This is a genomic window from Sphingobium sp. TB-6 (assembly GCF_012927365.1).
Lineage (GTDB): Bacteria > Pseudomonadota > Alphaproteobacteria > Sphingomonadales > Sphingomonadaceae > Sphingobium.
The window spans coordinates 500,424-522,056 of record NZ_JABBGL010000001.1 but is presented as its reverse complement, the minus strand read 5'-3'; the positions used below and the strand labels follow the sequence as shown (position 1 = coordinate 522,056).

General features: G+C 60.6%; 23 protein-coding genes and 1 pseudogene. 7 read left to right on the top strand and 17 right to left on the bottom strand.

Features of this window, described 5'->3' with window-relative positions; genetic code table 11:
* The first annotated feature begins 7 nt into the window (after positions 1-7).
* Genes HHL26_RS02345 through HHL26_RS02335 form a run of 3 tightly spaced genes read left to right on the top strand, consistent with a single transcriptional unit; the run spans position 8 to position 2,216 of the window.
* The gene (locus HHL26_RS02345) at positions 8-628 is read left to right on the top strand and encodes a methyltransferase domain-containing protein (protein ID WP_066562287.1); all 621 of its coding nucleotides are present in this window, start codon (positions 8-10) and stop codon (positions 626-628) included.
* A 17-nt stretch (positions 629-645) separates the two neighbouring features.
* On the top strand, positions 646-1,266 hold the full coding sequence (locus HHL26_RS02340; protein WP_066563739.1) for an RNA polymerase sigma factor: 621 nt from the start codon (positions 646-648) through the stop codon (positions 1,264-1,266).
* A complete protein-coding gene (locus tag HHL26_RS02335) occupies positions 1,263-2,216 on the top strand; it encodes a FecR domain-containing protein (RefSeq protein WP_066562285.1) in 954 nt (317 codons plus the stop codon). Before HHL26_RS02340 ends, HHL26_RS02335 begins: the two co-directional genes overlap by 4 nt.
* Before the next feature lie 112 nt (positions 2,217-2,328).
* Here HHL26_RS02335 and HHL26_RS02330 read toward each other — a convergent pair whose 3' ends face one another.
* Complete coding sequence (locus tag HHL26_RS02330; RefSeq protein ID WP_237230136.1) at positions 2,329-3,177, bottom strand: class I SAM-dependent methyltransferase; 849 nt, start codon at positions 3,175-3,177, stop codon at positions 2,329-2,331.
* Between the two features lie 17 nt (positions 3,178-3,194).
* On the opposite strand from HHL26_RS02330, the gene HHL26_RS02325 reads away from it, so the two are divergent.
* On the top strand, positions 3,195-3,644 hold the full coding sequence (locus HHL26_RS02325; RefSeq protein WP_066563737.1) for an Rrf2 family transcriptional regulator: 450 nt from the start codon (positions 3,195-3,197) through the stop codon (positions 3,642-3,644).
* Positions 3,645-3,774: 130 nt separating this feature from the next.
* Here the strand turns inward: HHL26_RS02325 and HHL26_RS02320 are convergent, their stop codons facing one another.
* From HHL26_RS02320 to HHL26_RS02300, 6 genes and pseudogenes are all read right to left on the bottom strand, one after another.
* Positions 3,775-4,437, bottom strand: a complete 663-nt coding sequence (locus HHL26_RS02320) for a peroxiredoxin-like family protein (protein ID WP_169575795.1) — start codon at positions 4,435-4,437, stop codon at positions 3,775-3,777.
* Positions 4,438-4,910: 473 nt separating this feature from the next.
* Complete coding sequence (locus HHL26_RS02315; RefSeq protein ID WP_066562280.1) at positions 4,911-5,234, bottom strand: hypothetical protein; 324 nt, start codon at positions 5,232-5,234, stop codon at positions 4,911-4,913.
* 302 nt (positions 5,235-5,536) lie between these two features.
* Positions 5,537-6,112 carry a DNA-binding protein gene (locus tag HHL26_RS02310; protein ID WP_066562278.1) on the bottom strand — a complete coding sequence of 192 codons (576 nt, stop codon included), beginning with the start codon at positions 6,110-6,112 and terminating at the stop codon, positions 5,537-5,539.
* A 1-nt stretch (position 6,113) separates the two neighbouring features.
* Positions 6,114-6,377: a hypothetical protein gene (locus tag HHL26_RS02305; protein WP_197672819.1), complete on the bottom strand. Its 264-nt coding sequence runs from the start codon at positions 6,375-6,377 to the stop codon at positions 6,114-6,116.
* A 124-nt stretch (positions 6,378-6,501) separates the two neighbouring features.
* The gene (locus tag HHL26_RS24455; RefSeq protein ID WP_257721824.1) at positions 6,502-6,630 is read right to left on the bottom strand and encodes a hypothetical protein; all 129 of its coding nucleotides are present in this window, start codon (positions 6,628-6,630) and stop codon (positions 6,502-6,504) included.
* Positions 6,631-6,809: 179 nt separating this feature from the next.
* Positions 6,810-7,076 (bottom strand): annotated as a pseudogene (locus HHL26_RS02300) (FAD-dependent oxidoreductase); the annotation flags it as partial.
* 10 nt (positions 7,077-7,086) lie between these two features.
* On the opposite strand from HHL26_RS02300, the gene HHL26_RS02295 reads away from it, so the two are divergent.
* Entirely contained in the window at positions 7,087-7,236 is a 150-nt protein-coding gene (locus tag HHL26_RS02295; RefSeq protein WP_197672818.1) for a hypothetical protein, read from the top strand.
* 162 nt (positions 7,237-7,398) lie between these two features.
* On the opposite strand, the gene pcaF is transcribed toward HHL26_RS02295, so the two are convergent.
* The 3 genes from pcaF to HHL26_RS02280 are packed head-to-tail and all read right to left on the bottom strand — an operon-like array spanning position 7,399 to position 9,967.
* Entirely contained in the window at positions 7,399-8,607 is a 1,209-nt protein-coding gene (gene pcaF / locus HHL26_RS02290; RefSeq protein WP_066562275.1) for a 3-oxoadipyl-CoA thiolase, read from the bottom strand.
* Positions 8,608-8,619: 12 nt separating this feature from the next.
* A complete protein-coding gene (locus tag HHL26_RS02285) occupies positions 8,620-9,261 on the bottom strand; it encodes a 3-oxoacid CoA-transferase subunit B (RefSeq protein WP_066563732.1) in 642 nt (213 codons plus the stop codon).
* Between the two features lie 16 nt (positions 9,262-9,277).
* On the bottom strand, positions 9,278-9,967 hold the full coding sequence (locus tag HHL26_RS02280; RefSeq protein ID WP_066562273.1) for a 3-oxoacid CoA-transferase subunit A: 690 nt from the start codon (positions 9,965-9,967) through the stop codon (positions 9,278-9,280).
* A gap of 102 nt (positions 9,968-10,069) precedes the next feature.
* On the opposite strand from HHL26_RS02280, the gene HHL26_RS02275 reads away from it, so the two are divergent.
* Complete coding sequence (locus tag HHL26_RS02275; RefSeq protein ID WP_066562272.1) at positions 10,070-10,840, top strand: IclR family transcriptional regulator C-terminal domain-containing protein; 771 nt, start codon at positions 10,070-10,072, stop codon at positions 10,838-10,840.
* A 64-nt stretch (positions 10,841-10,904) separates the two neighbouring features.
* Here HHL26_RS02275 and HHL26_RS02270 read toward each other — a convergent pair whose 3' ends face one another.
* From HHL26_RS02270 to HHL26_RS02250, 5 genes are all read right to left on the bottom strand, one after another.
* A complete protein-coding gene (locus tag HHL26_RS02270) occupies positions 10,905-11,696 on the bottom strand; it encodes a class II aldolase/adducin family protein (RefSeq protein WP_066562271.1) in 792 nt (263 codons plus the stop codon).
* Positions 11,697-11,778: 82 nt separating this feature from the next.
* Positions 11,779-12,723: an ABC transporter substrate-binding protein gene (locus HHL26_RS02265; protein WP_206377305.1), complete on the bottom strand. Its 945-nt coding sequence runs from the start codon at positions 12,721-12,723 to the stop codon at positions 11,779-11,781.
* Entirely contained in the window at positions 12,713-13,969 is a 1,257-nt protein-coding gene (locus HHL26_RS02260; RefSeq protein ID WP_066562266.1) for a TonB-dependent receptor, read from the bottom strand. The genes HHL26_RS02265 and HHL26_RS02260 overlap by 11 nt, the downstream gene beginning before the upstream one ends.
* A gap of 347 nt (positions 13,970-14,316) precedes the next feature.
* A complete protein-coding gene (locus HHL26_RS02255; RefSeq protein WP_066562264.1) occupies positions 14,317-14,652 on the bottom strand; it encodes a hypothetical protein in 336 nt (111 codons plus the stop codon).
* A gap of 1,125 nt (positions 14,653-15,777) precedes the next feature.
* Positions 15,778-15,951 carry a DUF6771 family protein gene (locus HHL26_RS02250; protein ID WP_169575794.1) on the bottom strand — a complete coding sequence of 58 codons (174 nt, stop codon included), beginning with the start codon at positions 15,949-15,951 and terminating at the stop codon, positions 15,778-15,780.
* A gap of 536 nt (positions 15,952-16,487) precedes the next feature.
* On the opposite strand from HHL26_RS02250, the gene HHL26_RS02245 reads away from it, so the two are divergent.
* Positions 16,488-17,708, top strand: coding sequence for a cytochrome P450 (locus HHL26_RS02245; RefSeq protein WP_066562932.1), 1,221 nt, complete (start codon positions 16,488-16,490; stop codon positions 17,706-17,708).
* A gap of 111 nt (positions 17,709-17,819) precedes the next feature.
* Here the strand turns inward: HHL26_RS02245 and HHL26_RS02240 are convergent, their stop codons facing one another.
* On the bottom strand, positions 17,820-18,662 hold the full coding sequence (locus tag HHL26_RS02240) for an NAD(P)-binding domain-containing protein (RefSeq protein WP_066562934.1): 843 nt from the start codon (positions 18,660-18,662) through the stop codon (positions 17,820-17,822).
* A 129-nt stretch (positions 18,663-18,791) separates the two neighbouring features.
* A complete protein-coding gene (locus HHL26_RS02235) occupies positions 18,792-21,251 on the bottom strand; it encodes a TonB-dependent receptor (protein WP_082749131.1) in 2,460 nt (819 codons plus the stop codon).
* Positions 21,252-21,633 lie beyond the last annotated feature (382 nt).

The following is a 21,633-nucleotide window of genomic DNA, read 5'->3' as shown; positions in this document are numbered from 1 at the left end:
ACCCTTCATGAGCTTCGCTGGAAGCCTGGCCCGGCAACTCGCCCATCCGAGGGGCAGTTCAGGACGCCTGCTCGGCAGCGCAATGGATGTGCTCAACCGCCGGCCGATGCGCCTTGCCCTCGACATGCTGGCGATCCGGCCCGGCGAGGACGTGCTTGATGCCGGATGCGGCACGGGCGCGGCTCTGGCCGAGATGCGTTGGGCCGGTCCGGCATCGCTAACGGGCATCGACCGATCCGATGTCATGCTGAACATGGCGCATCGATCGCTCGGCGGCACAGCCACGCTGATAGCGGGCGATCTGGGGGCGCTGCCGCTGGAGGACCGCTCCATGGACGCGGCGCTGGCGCTGAACATACTGTATTTCGATGGAAGCGACCACGGCTTCGTGCGCGAATTGCATCGCGTGCTGCGGCCCGGGGGCCGGATGGTCGCCTACGTCACACATCGCGGCACGATGGAGGGCTGGGCCTTCGCCCGGGAGGGGCTTCATCGCCTGTACGACGCCGATGATCTGCGCGCAGCACTCATCGCGGGCGGGTTTGCGGAAACAGAGGTGGAGGTGCATGAAGTGGCGGTGACTCGCTCGGTCCGGGGACTTATTGGCCGGGCCCGACGCGGATCGTGATCGCCGCGGAGAAACGGATGGGGGCAGGTCAGGACGAACCGCAGGGCGCGGGTCTTGCCAGGCTGCTCGAAGTGCACCGGGCCGAACTGCTGCGCTTCCTTTGCGGGCGATGCGGATCGCGGGACGAGGCGCAGGACGTCATGCAGGATCTGTGGATCAAGGCGCGCGCACAACCCGCCGGGCCGATCGGCAATCCACGCGCCTATCTGTTTCGCATGGCCAACAACATCGTGCTCGACCGCCTGCGGGCCGCGCAGAGGGCAATGCGGCGCGAACGGGCCTGGCTTGAAGAGGATCATGGGGGCGTGGCCGAAGCACCGGAGGTGCGGATCGACGCCACCGAGCCTGTCGATGAAGCGATTGCCCGTCGGCAGGAAGCGGAAATCCTGCGATCGGCCATCGCCGGCTTGCCCGAAGGCGCGGCGCGCGCCCTGCGTCTCTATCGGTTCGAGGGGATGGGTCAGAGTGAAATCGCGCAAGTTCTTGGAATTTCTCGCAGTGGCGTGGAAAAGCATCTGGCGCTGGCGATGAAGCATTTGCGGGCGGCTCTGGCGAACTGCGGATCATTTGCAGCGGCGGCGTCGCAGGATCATGGGGCAGACGACGGCGCAAAGCCGCGAATGGAACAGGGACGATGAACCGCGAGAACCAAGCCAATCTTTCCGATGCGATGCTGTCCGAAGCCGCGGAGTGGCACCTGCGCTGCGTGGACCAGCAGGCGGACGCGATCAACTGGGACGCCTTCACCGCCTGGCTTGAAGCGGACCCGCGCCACCGGGTCGCGCTCGACCAGATGGCGCTGACGGCCGATGCCCTCGATCGCCATGGAGATGCGCTCAGCGTCGCCGACGGTAGCGAAGCAGCTCCCACGCCGCGTCGGCGCCGGGCCTATTGGCGCTGGGGCGGGCTGGCGGTCGCCGCCTCGCTCGCCATGATCATCGCCGTGCCGCAATTCATGACGCCTGCACCAAGCGTCTACGTGACGGACGCCGGCAGCCGGCGCATCGCCCTGGCGGATGGATCGTCCGTCCTGCTGGCGCCCCACAGCCGCCTGGCCGTGGATGGGCGCGCGCAGGATCGCATCGCCATGACTGGCGGCGCCACGTTCGACATCCGCCACGATCCCTCACGCACGCTGACGATTTCCACCGGAGACGTCAGCATCAGCGATATCGGCACCCGGTTCGACGTGCAGCAACAGGACCATGTGGTGCGCGTCGCCGTGGCCGAGGGCAAGGTTCGGGTCCACGCCGAAACGATGGCGCAGCCCGTCTCGCTCAGTGCCGGGAACGAGCTGACCTTCGATATGGATGGCGGGATCTCGGTGGTTGCTCCGGTAAAGGCGACCAATGTTGGATCCTGGCAGGATGGGCGGCTATCCTATGATAACGCCGCGCTCCCTCTGGTCGCAGCCGATCTGCGCCGTTATGCCGGGGTCAGGGTGGAGGTGCCGGCTGCATTGCGCTACCGGCGCTTTTCGGGGACTCTGATTGTCGACGATGGCGAAAAGGCTTTGCGCGATCTGGTTGAGCTCATGGATCTGCGTCTGAGCGGCCATGTTGGCGCCTGGCATCTGGAACAGCGCTGAGGCTCGCGAGGCAGGCACGCTGGCGAAAAAGAAATCGGGCGGCGATCTCTCCGATGCGTTGAGCGAGTTTGCCCGCAAACTGCGGATTTCCATCGGCGACGACACTAAATCGTCAACGTTGAGCGGTCGCTATCAACGCGGTCGAAGGGATGGCAAGCGTAAGTCGGGTTCCAGCCATCTGCCGCGCTTCGGCAATGACTGCCTCTTTCTCCCTATCGTTCAGGCTGCTCCAATCGGGTGACATACCAAATAAGGTGTCGGGATCGCCAAGGGCCGACACATCAAGTTCATAGTCATGCGTGACATATTCGATCTGGGGATCGCGATATCCGGCAGCGATCAATTCGCGGGAAAAATCCTCCGGTTCGCTCAGTGCCTTCACGCCTTCTGGCATTGTCATGCCTTCGCGTTCGGGGAAGAGCTTTCGGCGGATCTGGCCAAGCAGCAGAAAGGTAGCTGCGCCGCGGTCCTGCCATGTGGCGATGACTCCGTAGCCGCCGGGACGGGTTACACGCGCCATTTCCGATAATCCCTTGCGCCAGTCGGGAAACATGATCACCCCAAAGATAGAGAAAACCGCATCGAACGCCGCATCAGGAAGCGCGAGCGCCTGTCCATCCATGACGCGCGTCTCCACATTGGACAGGCCATGGGCTGCGATGCGGGCAACCATGCCCGGCGAGAAGTCGGTCGCCAGAACCTGCGCTCCGGTTCGGGCTGCGGCCAAAGCAAGTGCGCCTGTACCTGCGGCGACGTCCAGGACGCGGCTCGCAGGCGTCAGGAAAACCCGCGCGAGCGCCGCGTCGGCATAATGTGCCGTAAAAGGGTGGGCGGTTTTCTCATAATGCAGGGCGGCAGTGTCCCAATGATCAGGGCTTTCGAACTCTCTCATATCTTCACTCCGTGAATCATGTAACATAATAAGTATCGTGATTGATCGCTCTTGCCAATTGCGGCGCACATGCGAAGGATCGTCCCGTGCGAAACGACAGCCGCCTTTCCCGGATGCTTCATGTCCTGCTCCATATGGCACGGCAGGACGGACCCATGACATCGGAAGAAATCGCGCGGATGCTCGGCACCAATTCGGTGGTGATCCGCCGTACCATGGCGGGATTGCGGGAAGCGGGTTATGTGCTCTCGGAAAAGGGCCATGGCGGCGGCTGGGTAATCGTAACCAACCTGGAAAAGATTTCCCTTCTCGACGTTCACCGCGCGGTTGGCGGCCCACGCATCTTCGCGATAGGCAACGAGCGCCAGAACCCGGACTGTGCGGTCGAAAAGGCCGTCAACTCAGCCTTGGAAGGCGCATTGGCCGAAGCGGAGGCTTTGCTGATTGCCAGGCTGGGGGCTGTCAGCCTCGCGGAACTGGCCCGGAATTTCAATGCGCGATGTGATGTGAAAGGTGCAAAAGCGCATATCCGATGATCCGGCGACGGACAGAGATATGTCGATCAAGCAGGTCTGCGCGATGCAGCCCTGCGACTGGCTCGACATGCCCAGACCAGCATCAGCGCATTGCAGCACCCTCATTCCGCAGGAAAGCGGCATCATTTCATCAGTCACGATTCTGGTCGACATGGCGCAGGACCGTGTCCGCTTCCGGGCGATCCAGCCAGTCGGGACTGACCTGCAACCAGCGCACGACGCGTCCGGCGCCAACGAGCAGGAAAGCGGGCTGGGGCAATTCCCAACTGCCCGTGCCGGTCACTTCACCGATCCAGCCGGACGGCGGCGGCGACGGGCGGTGATCGGGCTGGAAGCTGATATGCAGCAGCCGCGCCAGGCCATTGTCGGCATCGGTCGCGACATGGAAGGGCAGATCATGCCGCGCCTTGATTTCGCGCAGGAGAAGGGGCGGCTGCGGACTCAATGCCACGAGTGGGATGCCCCGTTGTCTCAAGGCAGGAAACAGCGCTTCCGCATAATGGGGCAAAGCGATGTTGCGGGCCGGGCAACCCGCATAGCGAAAGAAGACGAACAACGCAGCGCCATCAGCGGTGAGCTCGTCCAGGCTCAGCGTGTCGCCGTCCACCTCCACGAAGGACAAGGGTGGCAACACCGTACCGGGTTGGGCCACGGCGGCGGGATCGAAACGTTCCAGCAACTGGTTGCGCTGCCGCGCATTGCCCTCAAGCTGAGCGGGGGGCCAGCTCCTCTCGCGCTCCGCCTGCAGGGCGGCATAGCGGGACTTGAGCGTTTCGTTGACTGTGGTGGCCATGATGATCTCCTTCGCCGTGCAAGCCCTTTTTGGCGGCGGCCGCCGGGCGCCGCCAATGAGACTTGGCCCGTCAATCACGAAGAATGATCATAGATCCATTTTTCAAGCGGTAGCCACACTGTAAGGCGCGACGGGGTCGAACACGTTCACATCTACGGAAATGGTGGGCATTTTCGTCACTCCTTCATTCCGTTCCCCGAACGGCCTTACAGCGCCCATGGGAGACGACGGACTCACCACCCCGCTAAGCGATCATGGCGAGTAGCGTTTGATGGCGCTCGGGAACTGTACTGGTGGTGCGGATCGGCTGCATTGGATCGTTGGTGCGGATCACGAACTGGGGCATGCCGGTTACGCGTCGCTCCTGAAGGGCAACCGAATAGGCATGATCGAATGAAGGAGCGCAGCCCGTTTGGCGGACAGCGCGTGCGGGATTGGATGCGTGGACATGAGGAAACACCCTTCATGGATAATCATGGGTCGGGAAAGACAGGCAGGTCAGGCATGGATGGCTCGTCGCGATCGAAGAGAATCCAGGATGCATCCGATTCGAACGCGGCGGTCAGGATCGCCCAGAACTCTGGGGATATATGAGAAGTCCTCTCGTCCCCACGCATGACGACCTCGGTGTGGACGAAGAAACCATAACCATGAGGTTCTATGATCAGGTCTGGATGCGCAACCTCGATCCGCCCACCGGCATTGCGGGGCGAGTTGGCGATGATCCTGTCGATTTCTTCTCGTTCGGCGACGGGCAAGTGCGCAGTCGAACAGACAAAAATGGTGGTACGGCGCATAGCGGCCTCCCAATATACAAGGAATTCGAACGGACGACCGGCGTCAGCCGGAAGCGGGCGTCACCGCGACCGTCTCCTTGCTCGCCGTCAACGGGAGAGCGTGGGACCATGGCGGGACATCTTCATGATCAGCGCGTCGCCGACCGCCTGGATGCCATTGTCATGGGATTGGGATTTCTGACGCATGGAGGCCATTTTCCGGCCACATCAAATCCCTACCCCCTCCCCTCAGCAGGATACGATGGGCGCAAGTGGATGAGCGCCGCCACCGGCTGGATATCGATTCAATCGACAGGGAGCGGCTAGGCTCTCTTGCCCGATCGATACATAAGGACTCGTCCAGTCGGCACGAGTTGAAGAAGGAGATCGAACTCGATGATATTACCCGTGACGACGGTAAATCCGAGCTTTTGCGCTTGGAGGAACAGGGTGCAGTCTTGCAGCGCCTTGAGCCGTTGATGCCGCGCATAGCCTTGCAATCGGCTCAGCATGCCCGCGAGCAAGGCAGCCCGCCCCAGAATCTCGGCATCGGGTGTGAAAACGCGGTGCGCGGGCATGGCTTCGATCTGCTTGCGGATGATAGTGATCACCGGACCTGTTCGTTTATCCTTGGGATCGAGCGCACCAGCCGAATGCATGAGTTCCTGGATGGCGACCGTCGAATGATTGACCTGCCGCGTGTCGATCAGACGCTCAACGACCGAAGGCGCGTGGCCCTGCATCTGGTCGATATAGACGCAGGTATCGAGCAACAGCGGCTGGCCGACCAGTTCCTCTTCGCTGGCGAAGGGGAGTTCGCTGTCCGCCCGCCGCGCAAGCGTCCTACCCGGATCGAACCGGGCCCAGCGCAGCGCGCCCGCAATATCAAATGCCACCACGTCAGAAACCCAGCTTCAGATCCGGGTCCACTTTGCCCCGAGCAGCCTTGAAGGCCTCGGAGAATTTGTCTTCGAGCGCGAGGTTCGCGAGGGCGAATTCAATGAGGTCGGTATCCGTCTGGATGCCCGTTTGCGCCTTGGCCTGCCTGACGAGCGCGGCACTCACACGGCCACCGATACGACCGCCCTTCTCCTTGAGGAGGCCCGAACGTTCGGCGGCCGCCATCACGGCTTCGACCCGCACATTCTGGGCGGAGACGATCACGTCGGCGGCGCTCCGCGCCTTGCCCCGAACTTGCTTTGCGGAGAGTGGCTCCGATCCATGCGATTTTGCCATAATGTCCAACAATATGAAATTTTGTCTAACGTAACGCAGCGGTGCTCTCAGATCAAGACTGGCCGTGGTCGGCCGAGGTTGAACTATCATCGCGCCCAGAGGCGATGGCCGGACCGTAAGGGTCCGACCAGTCGATATTGTCGAGAATCCATTGCGGCACGAAATCCCAATCGAAGCACATCGGATAATCATCTTCCACACGCCGCTAGGCCTCATCCCGTATCAGGCATATCGGGCCGGTTCTCCCCCAATTGTCCAGGAAATCACCGCCATGCAACGCCTTCATAGACGCCGGCCGGGCGCTGCGGTTCTGGCCTCGCGAACTGGCAGTCGACCTCGACGCGCAGCCCTTGGCATGACCTAACGGCGAAGCGGCGTTCGCCGGGCGAGATCGTTGCGGATCGTAGTCGCGGCGACGCCGCCTTCGCCCATCGCGTGACTGATCTGGTCCAGACCCAGCACCACGTCGCCGGCCGCGTAAAGCCCCGGAACATCGGTCCGTTGATGCGCATCGACCGTGAGGCATCCCTCAATCGAAAGATGGGCGCCAACCTGGGTCGCCAGCTCGGAACGGATATCCGAACCCAGCGCCGGGTACAGCGCATCGAAGACGAGCGTGCCATCCGCCATTGTGAGGATGAGGCTCACCCAGATCCTACGGGAACGCTGGACCGATCTCCTGCTGCTGATGGCCGAGCAGGCGCTCGCATCCGGCTCGCCCGGCAACAACCCGAGAGTTCCGGACAGCGAGACCATCCAGACTCTTTATCGCGAAGCCTGGACATGACGAACAGCCGTTCCCAACGCGTAGCCCCCGGTGCCGGACGCGGCACCGGGCAAGCTATCGCAAGTACGCTTGCATAGCGAGGGGCAGTCGATCATCACTGTCCCGGGGCTGCGTGGATGATCTCGCTCGGAAGCCGCCGGTCGTCCCGCAACGACGACCGGATCAGACCCGCTCGACCGCCAGCGCCAGACCCATTCCCACGCCGATGCACAGCGTCGCGATGCCGCGCCTGCCCCCCGTTTTCTCCAACTGGTGGACCAGCGTCATCGCCAGCCGCGCGCCGGACATGCCGAGCGGATGACCCAGGGCGATGGCGCCGCCATTGGCGTTCACGTGCGGTGCATCGTCGGGCAAGCCCAAACCGCGCATCACCGCCAGGCTTTGACTGGCGAAGGCTTCGTTGAGTTCGATCGCGTCGAAATCCCCGATGCCGAGGCGGAGGCGCGTCAGCAGCTTCTGCGTGGCGGGAAGCGGGCCGATCCCCATGACCCGCGGCTCCACGCCGGCCGACGCCATGCCCAATATGCGCGCGCGGGGCGTCAGCCCATAGGTTCTGGCCGCAGCTTCGCTCGCCACGATCATGGCAGCGGCGCCGTCGTTGATACCCGATGCATTGCCCGCCGTGACGGTGCCATGGGGGCCGAAAAGCGGCTTCAGCTTCTGAAGCGCGTCGATGCCGGTGTCGGCACGGGGATGCTCGTCGACCGCGAACTCCATTGTCTCGCCGCCTTTCCTGCCCGGCACGGAAACCGGCATGATTTCTTCGGCAAGAAAGCCGCTCGCCTGCGCAGCACCGGCGCGCTGCTGGCTGCGCAGGGCGAAGGCGTCCTGATCCTCGCGGCTGATGCCATGATCCTGCGCCACATTCTCGCCCGTGCGCGGCATCGTCTCCGTGCCGTAGAGCGCATCGAGCGCCGGGTTGACGAAGCGCCAGCCCATCGTCGTATCCTCCAGCTTCTGGGCGCGGCCGAAGGCGCTGTCCGACTTGCCCATGACGAAGGGCGCGCGCGACATGCTCTCGACGCCGCCCGCGACGGCAAGGGCCATTTCGTCGCTGCGGATCGCCCGCGCCGCCGCACCCACCGCTTCCAGGCCGGACGCGCACAGGCGATTGAGCGTAACGCCCGGCACTGTATGAGGCAGGCCTGCCAGCAGCAGGCTCATGCGGGCGACGTTGCGATTATCCTCGCCGGACTGGTTGGCGCAGCCATAGAAGACTTCCTCGATGGCCGAGGCGTCGAGACCGGGATTGCGCTCCAGCAGCGCCTTCATCGGCATCGCCCCCAGATCATCGGCGCGAATCCTGGCCAGGCCACCGCCATAGCGGCCGATGGGGGTGCGGACGGCATCGCAGATGAAGGCTTGCGTCATCCGAAAATCCTTTCAGGCGGAGAGATCGAGCGACAGGCCGGTGAGACGGCGCAGCTCTTCAAGGGTGAGACCATCGACCAGTTCGGTCGCGCGCGCGCCCTGCGGACCGACGTCGAAGACGGCAAGGTCGGTGTAGACCCGCGACACGCAGGCAAGGCCGGTGAGGGGGTAGGTACAGCGTTCGACCAGCTTGGGTTCGCCCTGTTTGGTCAGCAGTTCCATCATGACGAAGGTCTGCTTGGCGCCGATGGCAAGGTCCATCGCCCCACCGACGGCGGGAATCGCGTCCGGCTCTCCGGTGTGCCAGTTGGCAAGGTCGCCGTTGACGGAAACCTGGAACGCCCCCAGCACGCAAATGTCGATATGACCGCCGCGCATCATCGCGAAGCTGTCGGCATGATGAAAGAAGGCGCCGCCGGTCAGCAGGGTCACGGCCTGCTTGCCCGCGTTGATCAGTTCCCAATCCTCCTCGCCGGCGGCGGGTGCCGGCCCCATGCCGAGCAGGCCATTCTCGCTCTGCAGGAATATCTCGCGTTCCTGTGGCAGATAATTGGCGACCTTGGTGGGGAGACCGATGCCAAGGTTCACATAGGCGCCCTCTGGAATGTCGCGCGCAACGCGCTGCGCCATCTGGTCACGATTGAGACGGTTCATGGAATATCTCTCCGGTTCAGGCTGCATCGGCATGGACGGTGACGGAATCGATCTGGACGACGCGCTGGACGAAGATGCCCGGCGTCACGATCACTTCCGGGTCGAGCGCGCCCAGCGGCACGATCTCACTGACCTGCGCGATGGAGGTGCTGGCGGCCATCGCCATGATCGGGCCGAAATTACGGGCCGTCTTGCGATAGACGAGATTGCCCCAGCGGTCGCCCCGCTGTGCCTTGATCAGCGCGAAATCGGCGTGGATGGGATATTCCAGCACATGGTTGACCCCATTGATCTCTCGGGTCTCCTTGCCCTCCGCCAGCAGCGTGCCGTAGCCGGTCGGGGTGAAGATCGCGCCCAGCCCCGCACCGGCAGCCTGAATACGCGCGGCAAGATTGCCCTGTGGCACCAGTTCCAGCTCGATCCTGCCTGCGCGATAGGCCGCGTCGAAATGGTGCGAGTCAGACTGGCGGGGGAAGGAGCAGATGATCTTCCTCACCCGGCCTTCACGGATCAGCGCAGCGACACCCTGCTCGCCATTGCCCGCATTGTTGTTGATGATCGTCAGATCGCCCACGCCGCGCGCGATCAGCGCGTCGATCAATTGGTCGGGCATCCCCGCCGTGCCAAAGCCGCCGATCATCACGGATGCGCCGTCGAAAATGTCGGCGACCGCCGCCTGTGCCGACTCGATGCTTTTGTCGATCATGATCCTCACTCCTGATGGCGGGGATGTGCGACTGGACAGGAAGAGCGTCAACCGATAAACGATCATATAACCGATAATCGGTCAATATATGGAGGACGGACCATGGGCGAATTCGGCGAACTGGATCGATCCGGAGACCCGGAATTCATGGCATCGCTGGCCCGTGGCCTGGCGGTCATGCGCTGCGTCGCGGAGGCGCAGCGGCCAGTCACCATCGCCGATGTCGCGCGGCGCACGCAGCTCAGTCGGGCGTCGGTGCGCCGCTGCCTCTATACGCTCGCGATGCTCGGCTATGTGGGACAGGACGAGCATGGCTATGCCGTCCGGCGCAAGGCGCTGGTGCTGGGCCATCCCTATCTTTCCCTGAACGCGCTCGCCGCGCGGGCGCAGCCGTTGCTGGATGCATTGCGCGACGAACTGGGCGAGTCCTGCTCGCTCGGCATCATGGAAGAGGATCAGCTTTATTATGTGGCGCGCGGCGAAGCGATGCGCATCATGTCGGTCGGCCTGCGGGTCGGCAGCCGCCTGCCGCTTTATTGCACCTCCATGGGCCGCGTGCTGCTGAGCGGCCGGTCGGACGAGGAGCAAGAGGCCTATCTGGCCCGCACGGACATCAAGGCGCTGACACCGCGCACCGTCACCGATCGCGCGCGACTGCTAATCCTGTTCCGCAGTGTGGGTCGGGAAGGCTATGCGCTGGTCGATGAGGAACTGGAAATGGGTCTTCGTTCGATCGCGGTCCCGGTGACGGATCGCGGCAAGGTGGTCGCCGCGCTGAATATCGGCACTTCAGCGCAACGCATTTCGGTCGAGGAGATGCGGCAGCGCTTTCTGCCGGCATTGCAGGCGACCGCTGAACGATTGAGGTTGTGAACGACGCTTCGCAAACCCCATTCCGCCCTCTGCGGCGGCGATACTTTTTGTCCGCTTGTGTCCTTCAGGCATCGAAGCCGGGCGATTGGCGCTCCGCCTTGCGAAGCGCCGCTTCCCAGACGATGTCATAGTGCGGCTTGGCACCCTCGGCGGGCTTGCGTTCGCGGCTCATCTGGCGGCGGACTTCCTCCTGAGCGGCTTCCGGGGCGATCAGCACCTTGTCGCGGCCGGCGGCAAGGCTGCGGACCTGCGCCTTGCAGGCTTCCTCCAAATGATAGATGCCGCTGAACGCCTCGCCCGGCGTCGATCCCAGCGCCAGCGTGCCGTGATTGCGCAGCAGCATGACCTTGGTATCACCCAGATCGGTCACCAGTCGTTCCCGCTCGTCCAGGTTGAGCGCCACGCCCTCATAATCATGATAGGAGAGACGCGGGATAAGGCTGAGCGCCCGCTGGTTGAGCGGCAGCAGCCCTTCGGCATGGGCCGACACCGCCACGCCGTCGGCGCTGTGGAAATGGGCGATATAGTGCGCATCTTCCCGTGCGCCGTGGATCGCGCTGTGGATCACATAGCCCGCATAGTTGATGCCGTAATCGCTCTCCCCGATGACATTGCCGTCGAGGTCGACCTTGACCAGGCTGGACGCCGTGATCTCATCGAACATCAGGCCGAAGGGGTTGATCAGGAAATGATGTTCCGGCCCCGGCACGCGGGCGGAGATGTGGGTGTAGATGAAATCGTCCCAGCCATAGAGGGCGGAAAGGCGATAGAAAGCGGCAAGATCGACGCGGACCTTCCATTCCGCTTCGCTGATGCCCGACTGGCGGAAACGGTCATCCTTCAAGACTGTAGCCATGGCGATGCTCCTTTGCGCGGGATTTTAGGGAAGCGGCAGGGCGCCGCCCAATGAGAATGGCTGATGAATGGATTGGCGCTGCTCATACCGGGAATATGCCCGCGTCCACGATCGAGGCGACATCGATATGGGCGGGCAGTTCGCCATCGGCATGGAAACGATCGACCACCCGTTGCAGCAGCTTCACCACCGCCGCGTCGGGCGCGATCAGCAGCGGGTTCTGTCGCTCTACGATCAGGGCGGCGAGCTTCGGGTCAACCTTCGTCTGCCGCGCGAAGAGGCAGGCATAGTCGGCGGGATGCGCCCGCGACCATCGGCCCGCCTTGCGGAGGCGGCCAAGGACGTCGCGCAAGGCTTCGCGCTTCGCCGGGTTGTCGAGCGCGGCCTGGGACGCGGCGATCAGGGTCAGGCCGCTATTGATCCCCTCTCCGTCGCGCAGCACCCGAGCGCCGCGTTGTTCCGCGGCAAGCTGGTAGGTGCCGAAGGTCGCCCAGGCTTCGATCCGCCCGGCGGCAAAGGCGGCGGCGGCGTCATTGGGCAGCATGAAGCCGATATCGACCTTCCGCCGGTCGAGCTTCGCTTCCTTGAGCGCTTCGAGCAGCAGATAATGGGATATGCTGCCCCGCGCGCTCGATACGATCACGCGCTTGCCCGCCAGCCCGGCAACCGATCGGATCGGAGAGTCGGCGGGGACGATGATGGCGATATCCTTGGTCGACGAAATCGAGCCCGCAATGATCTTCAGCGGCACCCCTGCCGAGGCCGCCAGCACTACCGGCAGGTCGCCTGCCGGAGCGGTATCCACCGCTCCCGCGTTGAGCGCCTCCAGCAGCGGCGCGGCGCCAACGAAATTCGCCCACTCGACATCATAGGACAGGCCGTTCAAGGCGCCTGCCGCCTCCGCCTTCGACTGGAGGAGGTGGACCTGATCGCCCAGCACCAGCTTGGTGCGCCCGCCCTGCCCCGCGCAGGCGGTCAAGCTAAGCGCAGCGGCTCCAGCAAGGAAGGTACGGCGATCAGAAAGCAAGCGCGATCCGTCCATAATAATAGCCTCCCGCCGGATTGAAGGGCGACGGACCATAATAGCCCTGCCCCGTCTGGGGATTGCCCGGCCCGTTGGTTTCGGGGCGGACGTCGAACAGGTTGGTGGCACCGGCCGAAAGCGTGGCGAACTTCGTCACTTTGGCGCTGATGCTGGCGTCGGTGATGATCTTCGCGCCGAAATGCCGGTCGTCGCCCGCCGCCGTGCGCTGCGTATATTTGCCATAGCGGGTGGCGGTGAGGCTGAGGCCGAAAATGCCCTTGCTCCAGTTGAGCGTACTGACCAGCTTGCTATGCGGCTGGAGCACTTCCAGTTCACCGATCTTGTCGCCGCCGAAGAAGACCGATCCCGCGCCCAGCAACGAAGCGCCGGTGGGGCCGAACAATTGCGACGGGGTGGCGACGACATCCGTCACCTTCGTCTTCGAATAGTTGAAAGCGAGGGTCAGGCCCAGCTTGCCCAGATCGCCAAGGCTCTTCGAATAATCGGCGACCAGATCAAAACCCTTGGTCGTGGTGTCGGCGGCGTTGATGAAATATTCCGCCTGCTCGATGTCCGACAGACCGTTGGCGGCAAGGATGGCGGAAATGCCCGTGCCGAACAGGCGGCCGGTACGCTCGATCCGGTTCTTGATGCGGATATAATAGCCGTCGAGCGTCACCGACAAGGACGGCGCAGGCGTGAAGACGAAACCCAGCCCTGCATTCCAGGTCTTTTCCGCCTTCAGCGGCTTGGCGCCGAGCAATTGGCCGACGGTGGAATCCGCCGTCACCAGCTTTGCTACGGTGGGCCGCAATTCCGTCTGGCCAGTCGCCGCGTTGAAGAAGGAAGAGGTGCGCCCATCGGTCTGGGCATAGCCGATCTGCGTCAGCGACGGCGCGCGGATCGCGGCGCCGATATACCAGGCGTCGAGCGGATAGATTCCGTGATCGATATAGCCCGCATAGACTTTGCGGCTGATGTCGGCTTCATCGGCGGGCGACAGAACAATCGCCCCCTGCACCACGGGCGAGGCCGTGACGCCGACATTCCAGTCATATTGCTGGTCGCCGGGCCGGAAGCTGTAGGTCGCCGGTTGATAGGCCAGCGGGTCGCCCGCAAAGGTACGAAAACGGTCGAGCCGATATTCGCCGCCGATGGAGATTTGCAGCGGCTTGGCCAGACCGATTTCGACTTCCCGGTGCAGATCGACATTGTGGGTCCATTGCCGGGATACTAAATTTCGACGCACATGGTTGAAGATTAAAGATTTGCAAAATTCCAAAATTTGCAGATCCAACAAGATTACCAACAACCTTATGGAACCTACTTCGACTTCTATAAATCCCTTGGTTCTTTGGGTCAATACCAACAAATTTTCGTTCTTGTCGAGGTGATGGACGAATCCCGAATTTAGACCTAACTTCCAAGCCGGGGGACTTGATGCCGAAGATCTAAATCTCGGAAGGCTACGCCCAACAGACCAGCTAGACCGCTTTGAATGAAACGCAGCTGGCGCAACGATACTCGCCCGTCGCGATCTCGATTGGACTTTCCCGGGCCGGGCCACATCGTCAACCCGATGGAGCGCTAAGTGCCTCATGCACTTGGTCGGCTGATGATCAGTACGCTCATCGATCCGATCTGGCGCGGAACATAGACATCGTCGACATAGACGGCCAGCACCGGTTCCTGGATAGGGTCGCTTTCGCCCACGCTGGTGAGATTGCGCTGCTCCAGCAAGTCGGGCGTGAAGGCCGAAATGGCGATAGCTGTCTTTTGCAGATCAGTCGCCCGGCGTTCAGCGGTGACGATGATTTCACCCCTGGCATGAGCATTGTCTGTGGGCTGTAGCTGGGCTTGGGAGGTTTCAAGGACCATAGGAAACAAGACACATAGGGTGCCCGCCAGAAGAAGCTGATCGGAAAATTTCATACTTTGCCCTGCCAAAGCTGCCCCGCGCAGCACAAATTATCTACTATATTAATAGACAATTTGGTCAATTGATTCGTGGCGGTTCACCCATAAGCTACGCTCAAGGTTGCGCGGGTTAGCCGATGCCTTCGCCATTCTTGGATTTAATGTAATTTTGGTCCCTAGCAAGCGACCGATGATGTTTTTCGCGTGAGCGCAAGTTTCTAGGAGTGGCGGTCAGCTTAGGCTTCCCTCGCGCGCAAGCGGAGGTCGCGCTCGTTCGTGATAAACGTCAGTCATAGGTGGAACGCAAGACCGCAGCCGAAATCGCGAAATTCACTAAATCTTAGAGACGAATTTCCGCTACTGGCTGGGAACGCAAAGTCTTCCGCACAATCGCAGGACGGCGAGACCGTATGCCAGCGACTGGGCAGCGATGTGGCTGAAACAACAGTATTAGACTTCCTGAAACGTCTTGAGACGGAGGCAGTATTCAAAAACGCACGTACATCGCTGCATATTCAAAATAAGTTAATAACATTAAATGTCGAGACCAACAAAATATCCAAGAACTATATTGTACTCTTAACGAGCTAATGAAGCCACATGATACCGAAGTCAATATTTTCTCGCTCCACGTTTTTCACGAATGGATTTTTGATATCCACCGATACTCAAAATCCGTCTCCCAATTTCTTTGATCGATTGCAAACCTCTGGATCGCAACGGCGCCCGGTTTGGAGATTTCAAGAGATCGCCTCGCCGGCACCCGCATGATCAGATGGCGTCCCACGACCCCCAGTTCGCCGCGATCCACACGCTACAATGTATCAAACCACGAAATCTCGCCATGGCTCATCTCCACCACCGTCATAAGCGCGTCCTCACTGCCAAATCGTTGCCCTAGTGAAGAGCCCCTCCGCTTCAATAGCAATGGCATTGTGCCTAAACGAATGATCGCCCGCTCTCCATCGATCCGCAGCAGAAAGCGTCGCTGCTGAGCGCATTCGACCTGCAAAGCCACCGCCGATCTTGCTGCGACTGGGTGAAACGGGAATAAGAGCAGTGCAGCCATAACGGAGCAGAGAAATTGCCTGGAACCGACCACTACTCGCACCTTTCATGGCTTCGAAATAGCGTGTCGCCTTAATCCCCAGACGTTTCAGGGGTGCCATTCGCCAATGCATCCGTAATCATGGCTGCCAAGGTTTCTTCTGCTCGACTGCGTACGCCGACGTCCTTGGAAAGCAGGTCGCTGCGCACCCATTGTGGCGCACGCTCGACCACGCGCAATATTATCGCCTGTGTCTGATCGCCCATTTCCTACGCCTATGGCCGCATGGCGTGCTTGACGCAACAAGGCATTACTATTCAAACCAAAAGACATCCGCAAATCTGCGATCGCCTCGGCCCTTATCGCCGAAAGCTGCTGACCACAGGCTCCCACTCATTTTATCCAGCGCGCCCGCAAGGACCGCGTCTGTCGAGATATTATAGCCCATAAGAACGAATCAGTGGCCCGTGCGAGAGTTAGCTCGATGCCAAGCTGCGCCGTACAGAGGATAACATCCATGACGAGCTTTACGCTGTGACCACTCCAACCGGTAGCCAGCTTTTTTGGCGCTTTCGAGACAGCCTGTCATGCTGAAATATATTGTCGCGATTTACGGCTTATCGGGCACAATCTATGATCTGCGTGAGGCAGCAACGACGTTTCCCAGTTTGCATTGCCCACTTTGTCTCGTGAGAGATACTGAGGCAAAGGTGACATTGGAGAAAATGGTACCGTTAGCTCTATATTGAAAATAATCTGATGAAATAATATATATTCAGTTATAATCAAAGAGGTAAATTCGATGTCAAATTGCGACTATGATCTCATTCCTCCCCATGTCGCCGAAGAAGCGGCAATATCCCTTCGACTATTCGATCGTGTCACAATTTCGGAATGTCCGCAGGAAACCCTTATTCCCCAAATACATGAAACTTTAGGTCCTATTACTTGGGTAACCAATATCTTTATGGCTCATCAAGGGGGCTGGCTGCTGACCCGCATGGAGGACATACAGACAATTTTGCGGGATGGAGAGAATTTCACAAAGCGTGGGATGGGCAAGTTCGCGCAATCCATTGGCGAAGACTGGCTGGTCATCCCTACCGAGACAGACCCGCCCGCTCACGGGCAGTATCGCGAAGCGCTCAATCCCTATTTCGCGCCCCAACGCATGGCCGCGATGCGCGACAATCTGCACGAGCGTGCCATCACGCTGATCAACAGCTTCAAGGATCGCGGCCATTGCGATTTCGTGCATGAATTTTCCGAAAAATTTCCGATTTACATCGTGCTCGATTTACTCGGCTTGCCTCAAGAAAGATTGGAGGAGTTCCTTCAATGGGAGAAGGAGATTCTGCACACCAAAACGCTGGAAGCCCGTGCGAGCGGCGTGCGTAAGGTAAAGGCCTATCTTGAAGAACAAATCGCCGACCGGCGCGCTAATCCGCGCGATGATTATATCAGTCGCATTTTCGACTATGAGATAGACGGCCGGAAATGGAATGATGCCGAAATTTTCGGCCATTGTTTCAACCTTTTTATCGGTGGACTCGACACGGTTACCTCGATGCTCGGCAATATCTTCACCTTTCTTGCCCGTTATCCGGACCGGCAGGAAGAACTGCGTGAAAATCCAGGCAAGATCGTGCTCGCCGTCGAGGAGTTTTTCCGCGCCTTCGCACCGGTCAGCGTTTTCCGGATCGCGGCGCGCGAAATGGAAATCCACGGGCAAAAGATCATGCCGGGCGATTATGTGGCGGTTTCTACGCCCGTCGCGGGACGCGATCCAAACTTCTACGACAATCCCAATGAAATCCGCTTCGATCGCCGTGGTCAGCATATTTCATTGGGCTATGGCATCCACAAATGCCTGGGCATGCACCTCGCACGACTGGAGCTTCAAACCGCCCTTGAGGAATTTCTCAAGGCGATCCCACCATTCCGTATCAAGGACGGCTTCGAGGTCGGCTATTTCGTCGGAAACATTCTTCATGTCCCCGAGCTTCATCTTCAGTGGGACTGAAAGTGAGATAGCGATCATTCAAAATGAATAAAACGCTGCCGGCTTCATGGCCGGCAGCGTTTTATTCATTGAACGAAAACTCTCTAAATTCGCGGCCGATTTTGGTAAAATCTAGCTCTCGCAGATTGCAAGCAGCGTCTTCTTGAGCAGCGTCTTGGTATGGCTGGTGATCGGCGATACCGCATCGGCGCCCGCCGCCAGTTCTTCAGCCAGCGCGAGGTCCTTTTCGCCGATGCCGGCTTGGCTGGCGAAGAAGGCACGCCGGGCTGCATCCCCCGGATTATTGCGGAAGTCGACGAAACCCGCCATCGGCGGGGTGAGATTGCCGTTGCGCTTCATCACGGTGAGCAGCTTGTCCATCGGCACGCCCGACGCCTCCGCCACATTGGCAACCTCTATACCCAACATGATGCCGCACCAGGAAACGAGGTTGTTGCAGATCTTGAGGGCCATTGCCGATCCGAGCGGACCGATATGCATCGTGTTCGTCGAAAAGGCGTTGAGCACCACCTGGACGCGGGCGGCGACGGACTCCTCGCCACCAGTCATGCAGAAGACGAAGGGACCGTCCTTGCTCATTTCGGTGCGCGTAACCGGAGCATCGATGACGTCGATACCCAGGGGGGCAGCGCGCTCGGCGATATGCTGCGCGGTCTTCGGCTTGATCGTGCTGTGGATGAGCAGGATCGCTCCCCGCTTCATCGCGGGCAGCAGTGCATCGACGCATTCCAGTACCTGCGTGTCGTCCCGCACGCAGATGCCGACGGCGTCGGCATCCTCGCCGACCTCCGCCATGGAAGCGGCGAGCTTCGCGCGGCCCTCGAATTTCGCCAGTGCCTCGGGAAACACGTCGTAAACGGTAAGGTCAAGCGGCAGTTTGGCAAGTTCCCGCGCCTGATCGCCGCCCATGCTGCCCAGACCGATGAAACCAATTTTCCTGATAGTATCTGTCATGAAATATCCCTCAGGCCTTCTCCAAGTTCGCGAATGAGGTAACCACTCCGAACGACCTTCGTAAATCCCAAACGGGGGCTGCATGAATGCCAAACCATTGCGGAAGCGCCAAAGCCGGTCGCTCCGGGACTAGCTTTTCGGTCCGAAACGAAAGGTCGCGCCGATACCCCACGTAAAGGGATCGCCGATATAATCGATCGCCGTGCCCAGTGTCGGCAACTGATCGGCGAAGGCACGGGTTACATATTTCTTTCCGCCAATATTGCGGCCAAAGATCGACAGCTCAAGATTGGGATCTTCGATCTGCAAGGCGATGCGCCCACTCAAAAGCCCATATCCCGGAATGCTATTGATCCGGTTGGCAATGGCAACCGCATCACGATAGGCTTGCGGACGCCGCGGATCGGCGGTGAACAGACCGAAATTCTGTTTGCCGATATAGGCGTAGTTTGCGTAGATCGAGAGTTCGCCAAATGGGGTCGGCACCTTCTGCGTGGCCGATATGCCGAACTGCTTCTTGGGCATTTGCGGCAGAGCCTCGCCGCTGCGATCGACCGAACAGCGGACCGAACCTGCGGCGGTGCCGGCGACGCAATCCGACACGTTGGCGCCGGCGACGGGAACGAACTGCTGCTGTTCGACGAAAGTGCCGGAGACATATTTGCCGTCGAGCAGGGCGAGATTGCCGGAGAGCAGCATCCCTTCCCAGGGAACGGCGCTTATTTCAAGTTCGCCGCCATAGACACGCGCATCGCCCGAGTTGCGGAGGAATTGCGTGGTTGCACAGGCAAGCGCGCCCGGTGGGGTGATGCAGTCGGAAGCATTGCGCTGAACGTCCGACTGCCAGGAATGGAAAGCGGCGGCATTGATGCGCAACCGGTTATCCAATGTGCTGAACTTGACGCCGAGTTCAACGTCCCTGACCTTCTCCGGCTTGAACGGCGGTGTCGCGGCCGAACCATTGCGCATATTGAAGCCGCCGGCCTTGGATGCGGCGCTCGTCTTCACATAAGCAAAAAGGCTGTCGGTGATTTCCACATCGATACCCGCCGTCCAGGCGGGGTAATTATATTTGACCGAACGTGGCAGGCTGCAAGGCGCAACGAAGTCGGGATTCGAGACCAGTTCGGGCGCGCAGGTGTTGGCGGCAAGGTTCGTTCTGTTCATCAGAACAACCTCCCGCTTATCCCATGTCCAGCGGACGCCGCCGGTGAGACGGATCTTGTCGGTCAGACGGTAATAGCCCTGGCTGAACAGGCCGACCGAGACATTCTTCACTGTGCCGTAATTCAGGCCGAAACCGAAATTGGGTGCGGGGGCTGCGGGTGCAAACGACCCGAAGGTCTGCGATACGGACGATTCACGGCCGCTTTCCGTCGAATAATAGCCGCCGAGAATATAGCTGAAGCGGTCGCCCAATTCCCCGGAGAACTGAAGTTCCTGCGAATATTGATCGGACTTGTAGGCGCTTTCGGCCGCCAGAATCTGGGCAGGAGTGCCATCGAGTTCGTTCAGGCCGATCGCGTTGCTGTAACGATAGGCAGAGATCGATTTCACGGTGACGGAACCGATTTCGCCATCGATCGTGAGATTGCCGCCATAGGCTTCCAGCCTGTTATAGGCGTTTCGGCCGCCTGCGGTCAGAAAACCGTAATTGGACCCGACCGGCGGATTGGTGCTGAATGGAATGCCATAGGCATCGTACCAATGGGCTTTGCTGTGCAGATAGGGCGCGAGGGGGGTTGCGGCGTTGATGGCGCTGATCGCCGCGCTCGCGCCCGGATTGACCGCTGCAAGACCGACGAACTGGCCATGATCCTTGATGATATTATAATCGCCGCTAAGCGTGGCGGACCAGTTGTTGCCGGCGGGCGCCCAACGTAATTTGGCGCGGGCATAATGGCTGTTGCGGTCCTTAAGTTCGCTGTTCGAGGTCAAATTCCGGGCATAGCCGTCGTGATCCACGAAATCATAGACGAAGCGCGCCGCCAACTCCTCGCCCATCAATGGCACGTTGAGAACCGCGTCGACATTGCGATAATCATAGTTGCCGCCCTGAATGCGGAAATGCCCTCCGAAATCGCCCGTAGGATTGGCCGTGACGATGTTGAGCGCGCCGCCGGTGGTGTTGCGACCGAACAACGTGCCCTGGGGGCCACGCAGAACCTCGACCCGCTGCAGGTCGATGAGATCGGCCGAACCCTGCGAGGGGCGCGGAATATAAACGCCGTCGACATAGGTTGCGACGGAAGGATCGTTGGCGACGCCCGGATTCAATGCCGGCATGCCGCGGATGGAGATATAGACGAAGCCCGAACCGCCCGGGGCGCCGGTCGCGATCGACAGGCTCGGCGCGGTGCGCTGCAGGCCCGCCACATCGCCGACCTGCGCCTGTTTGATCATTTCGGTCGACAGTGCGGTGACGGCGACCGGCGTGGTCTGGATATTTTCTTCGGTCCGCCTGGCGGTGACCACAATGTCCTCGATTCCCACAGGTCCGGTCTGGTCCGCCGCCATTGCCGGCACGCTAGCCGCGAAAACCGACAAGCTCGCCAATGCGGTCGTCTGGAACCATTTACCTGAAGCCATTTCATCCCCTCCCTGAGCGTTGAATTCGGGCAGGATGCTTTTTCACCTCATGCCCATGCGACAGAGCGCTAACATCAGGAACCGGCGCGGAGAACCGGCTTGAGCGCCATGTCATGCCGGCGATCAAACTAATGTCCTCTTCGCGATGCTTTGGAGATTTTCCGACCAGTCGGCCATGAACGCAATGACGGTTTCGCGATGGGATGTCCGGTTTGCGCGATATGATTGCGAGTCGACGTGCTGCGGACAAGGCCCCATAATGTCCGCTCATGACCGGGTCCAATGACCAGCATGGAAGGCAAGCTCTGAACGCAGGCGCGACACACATGGATCGGGTGCAGTCGCCTTTGCATGCTCCGCGTTCGAACCTGCCGATTTTGTC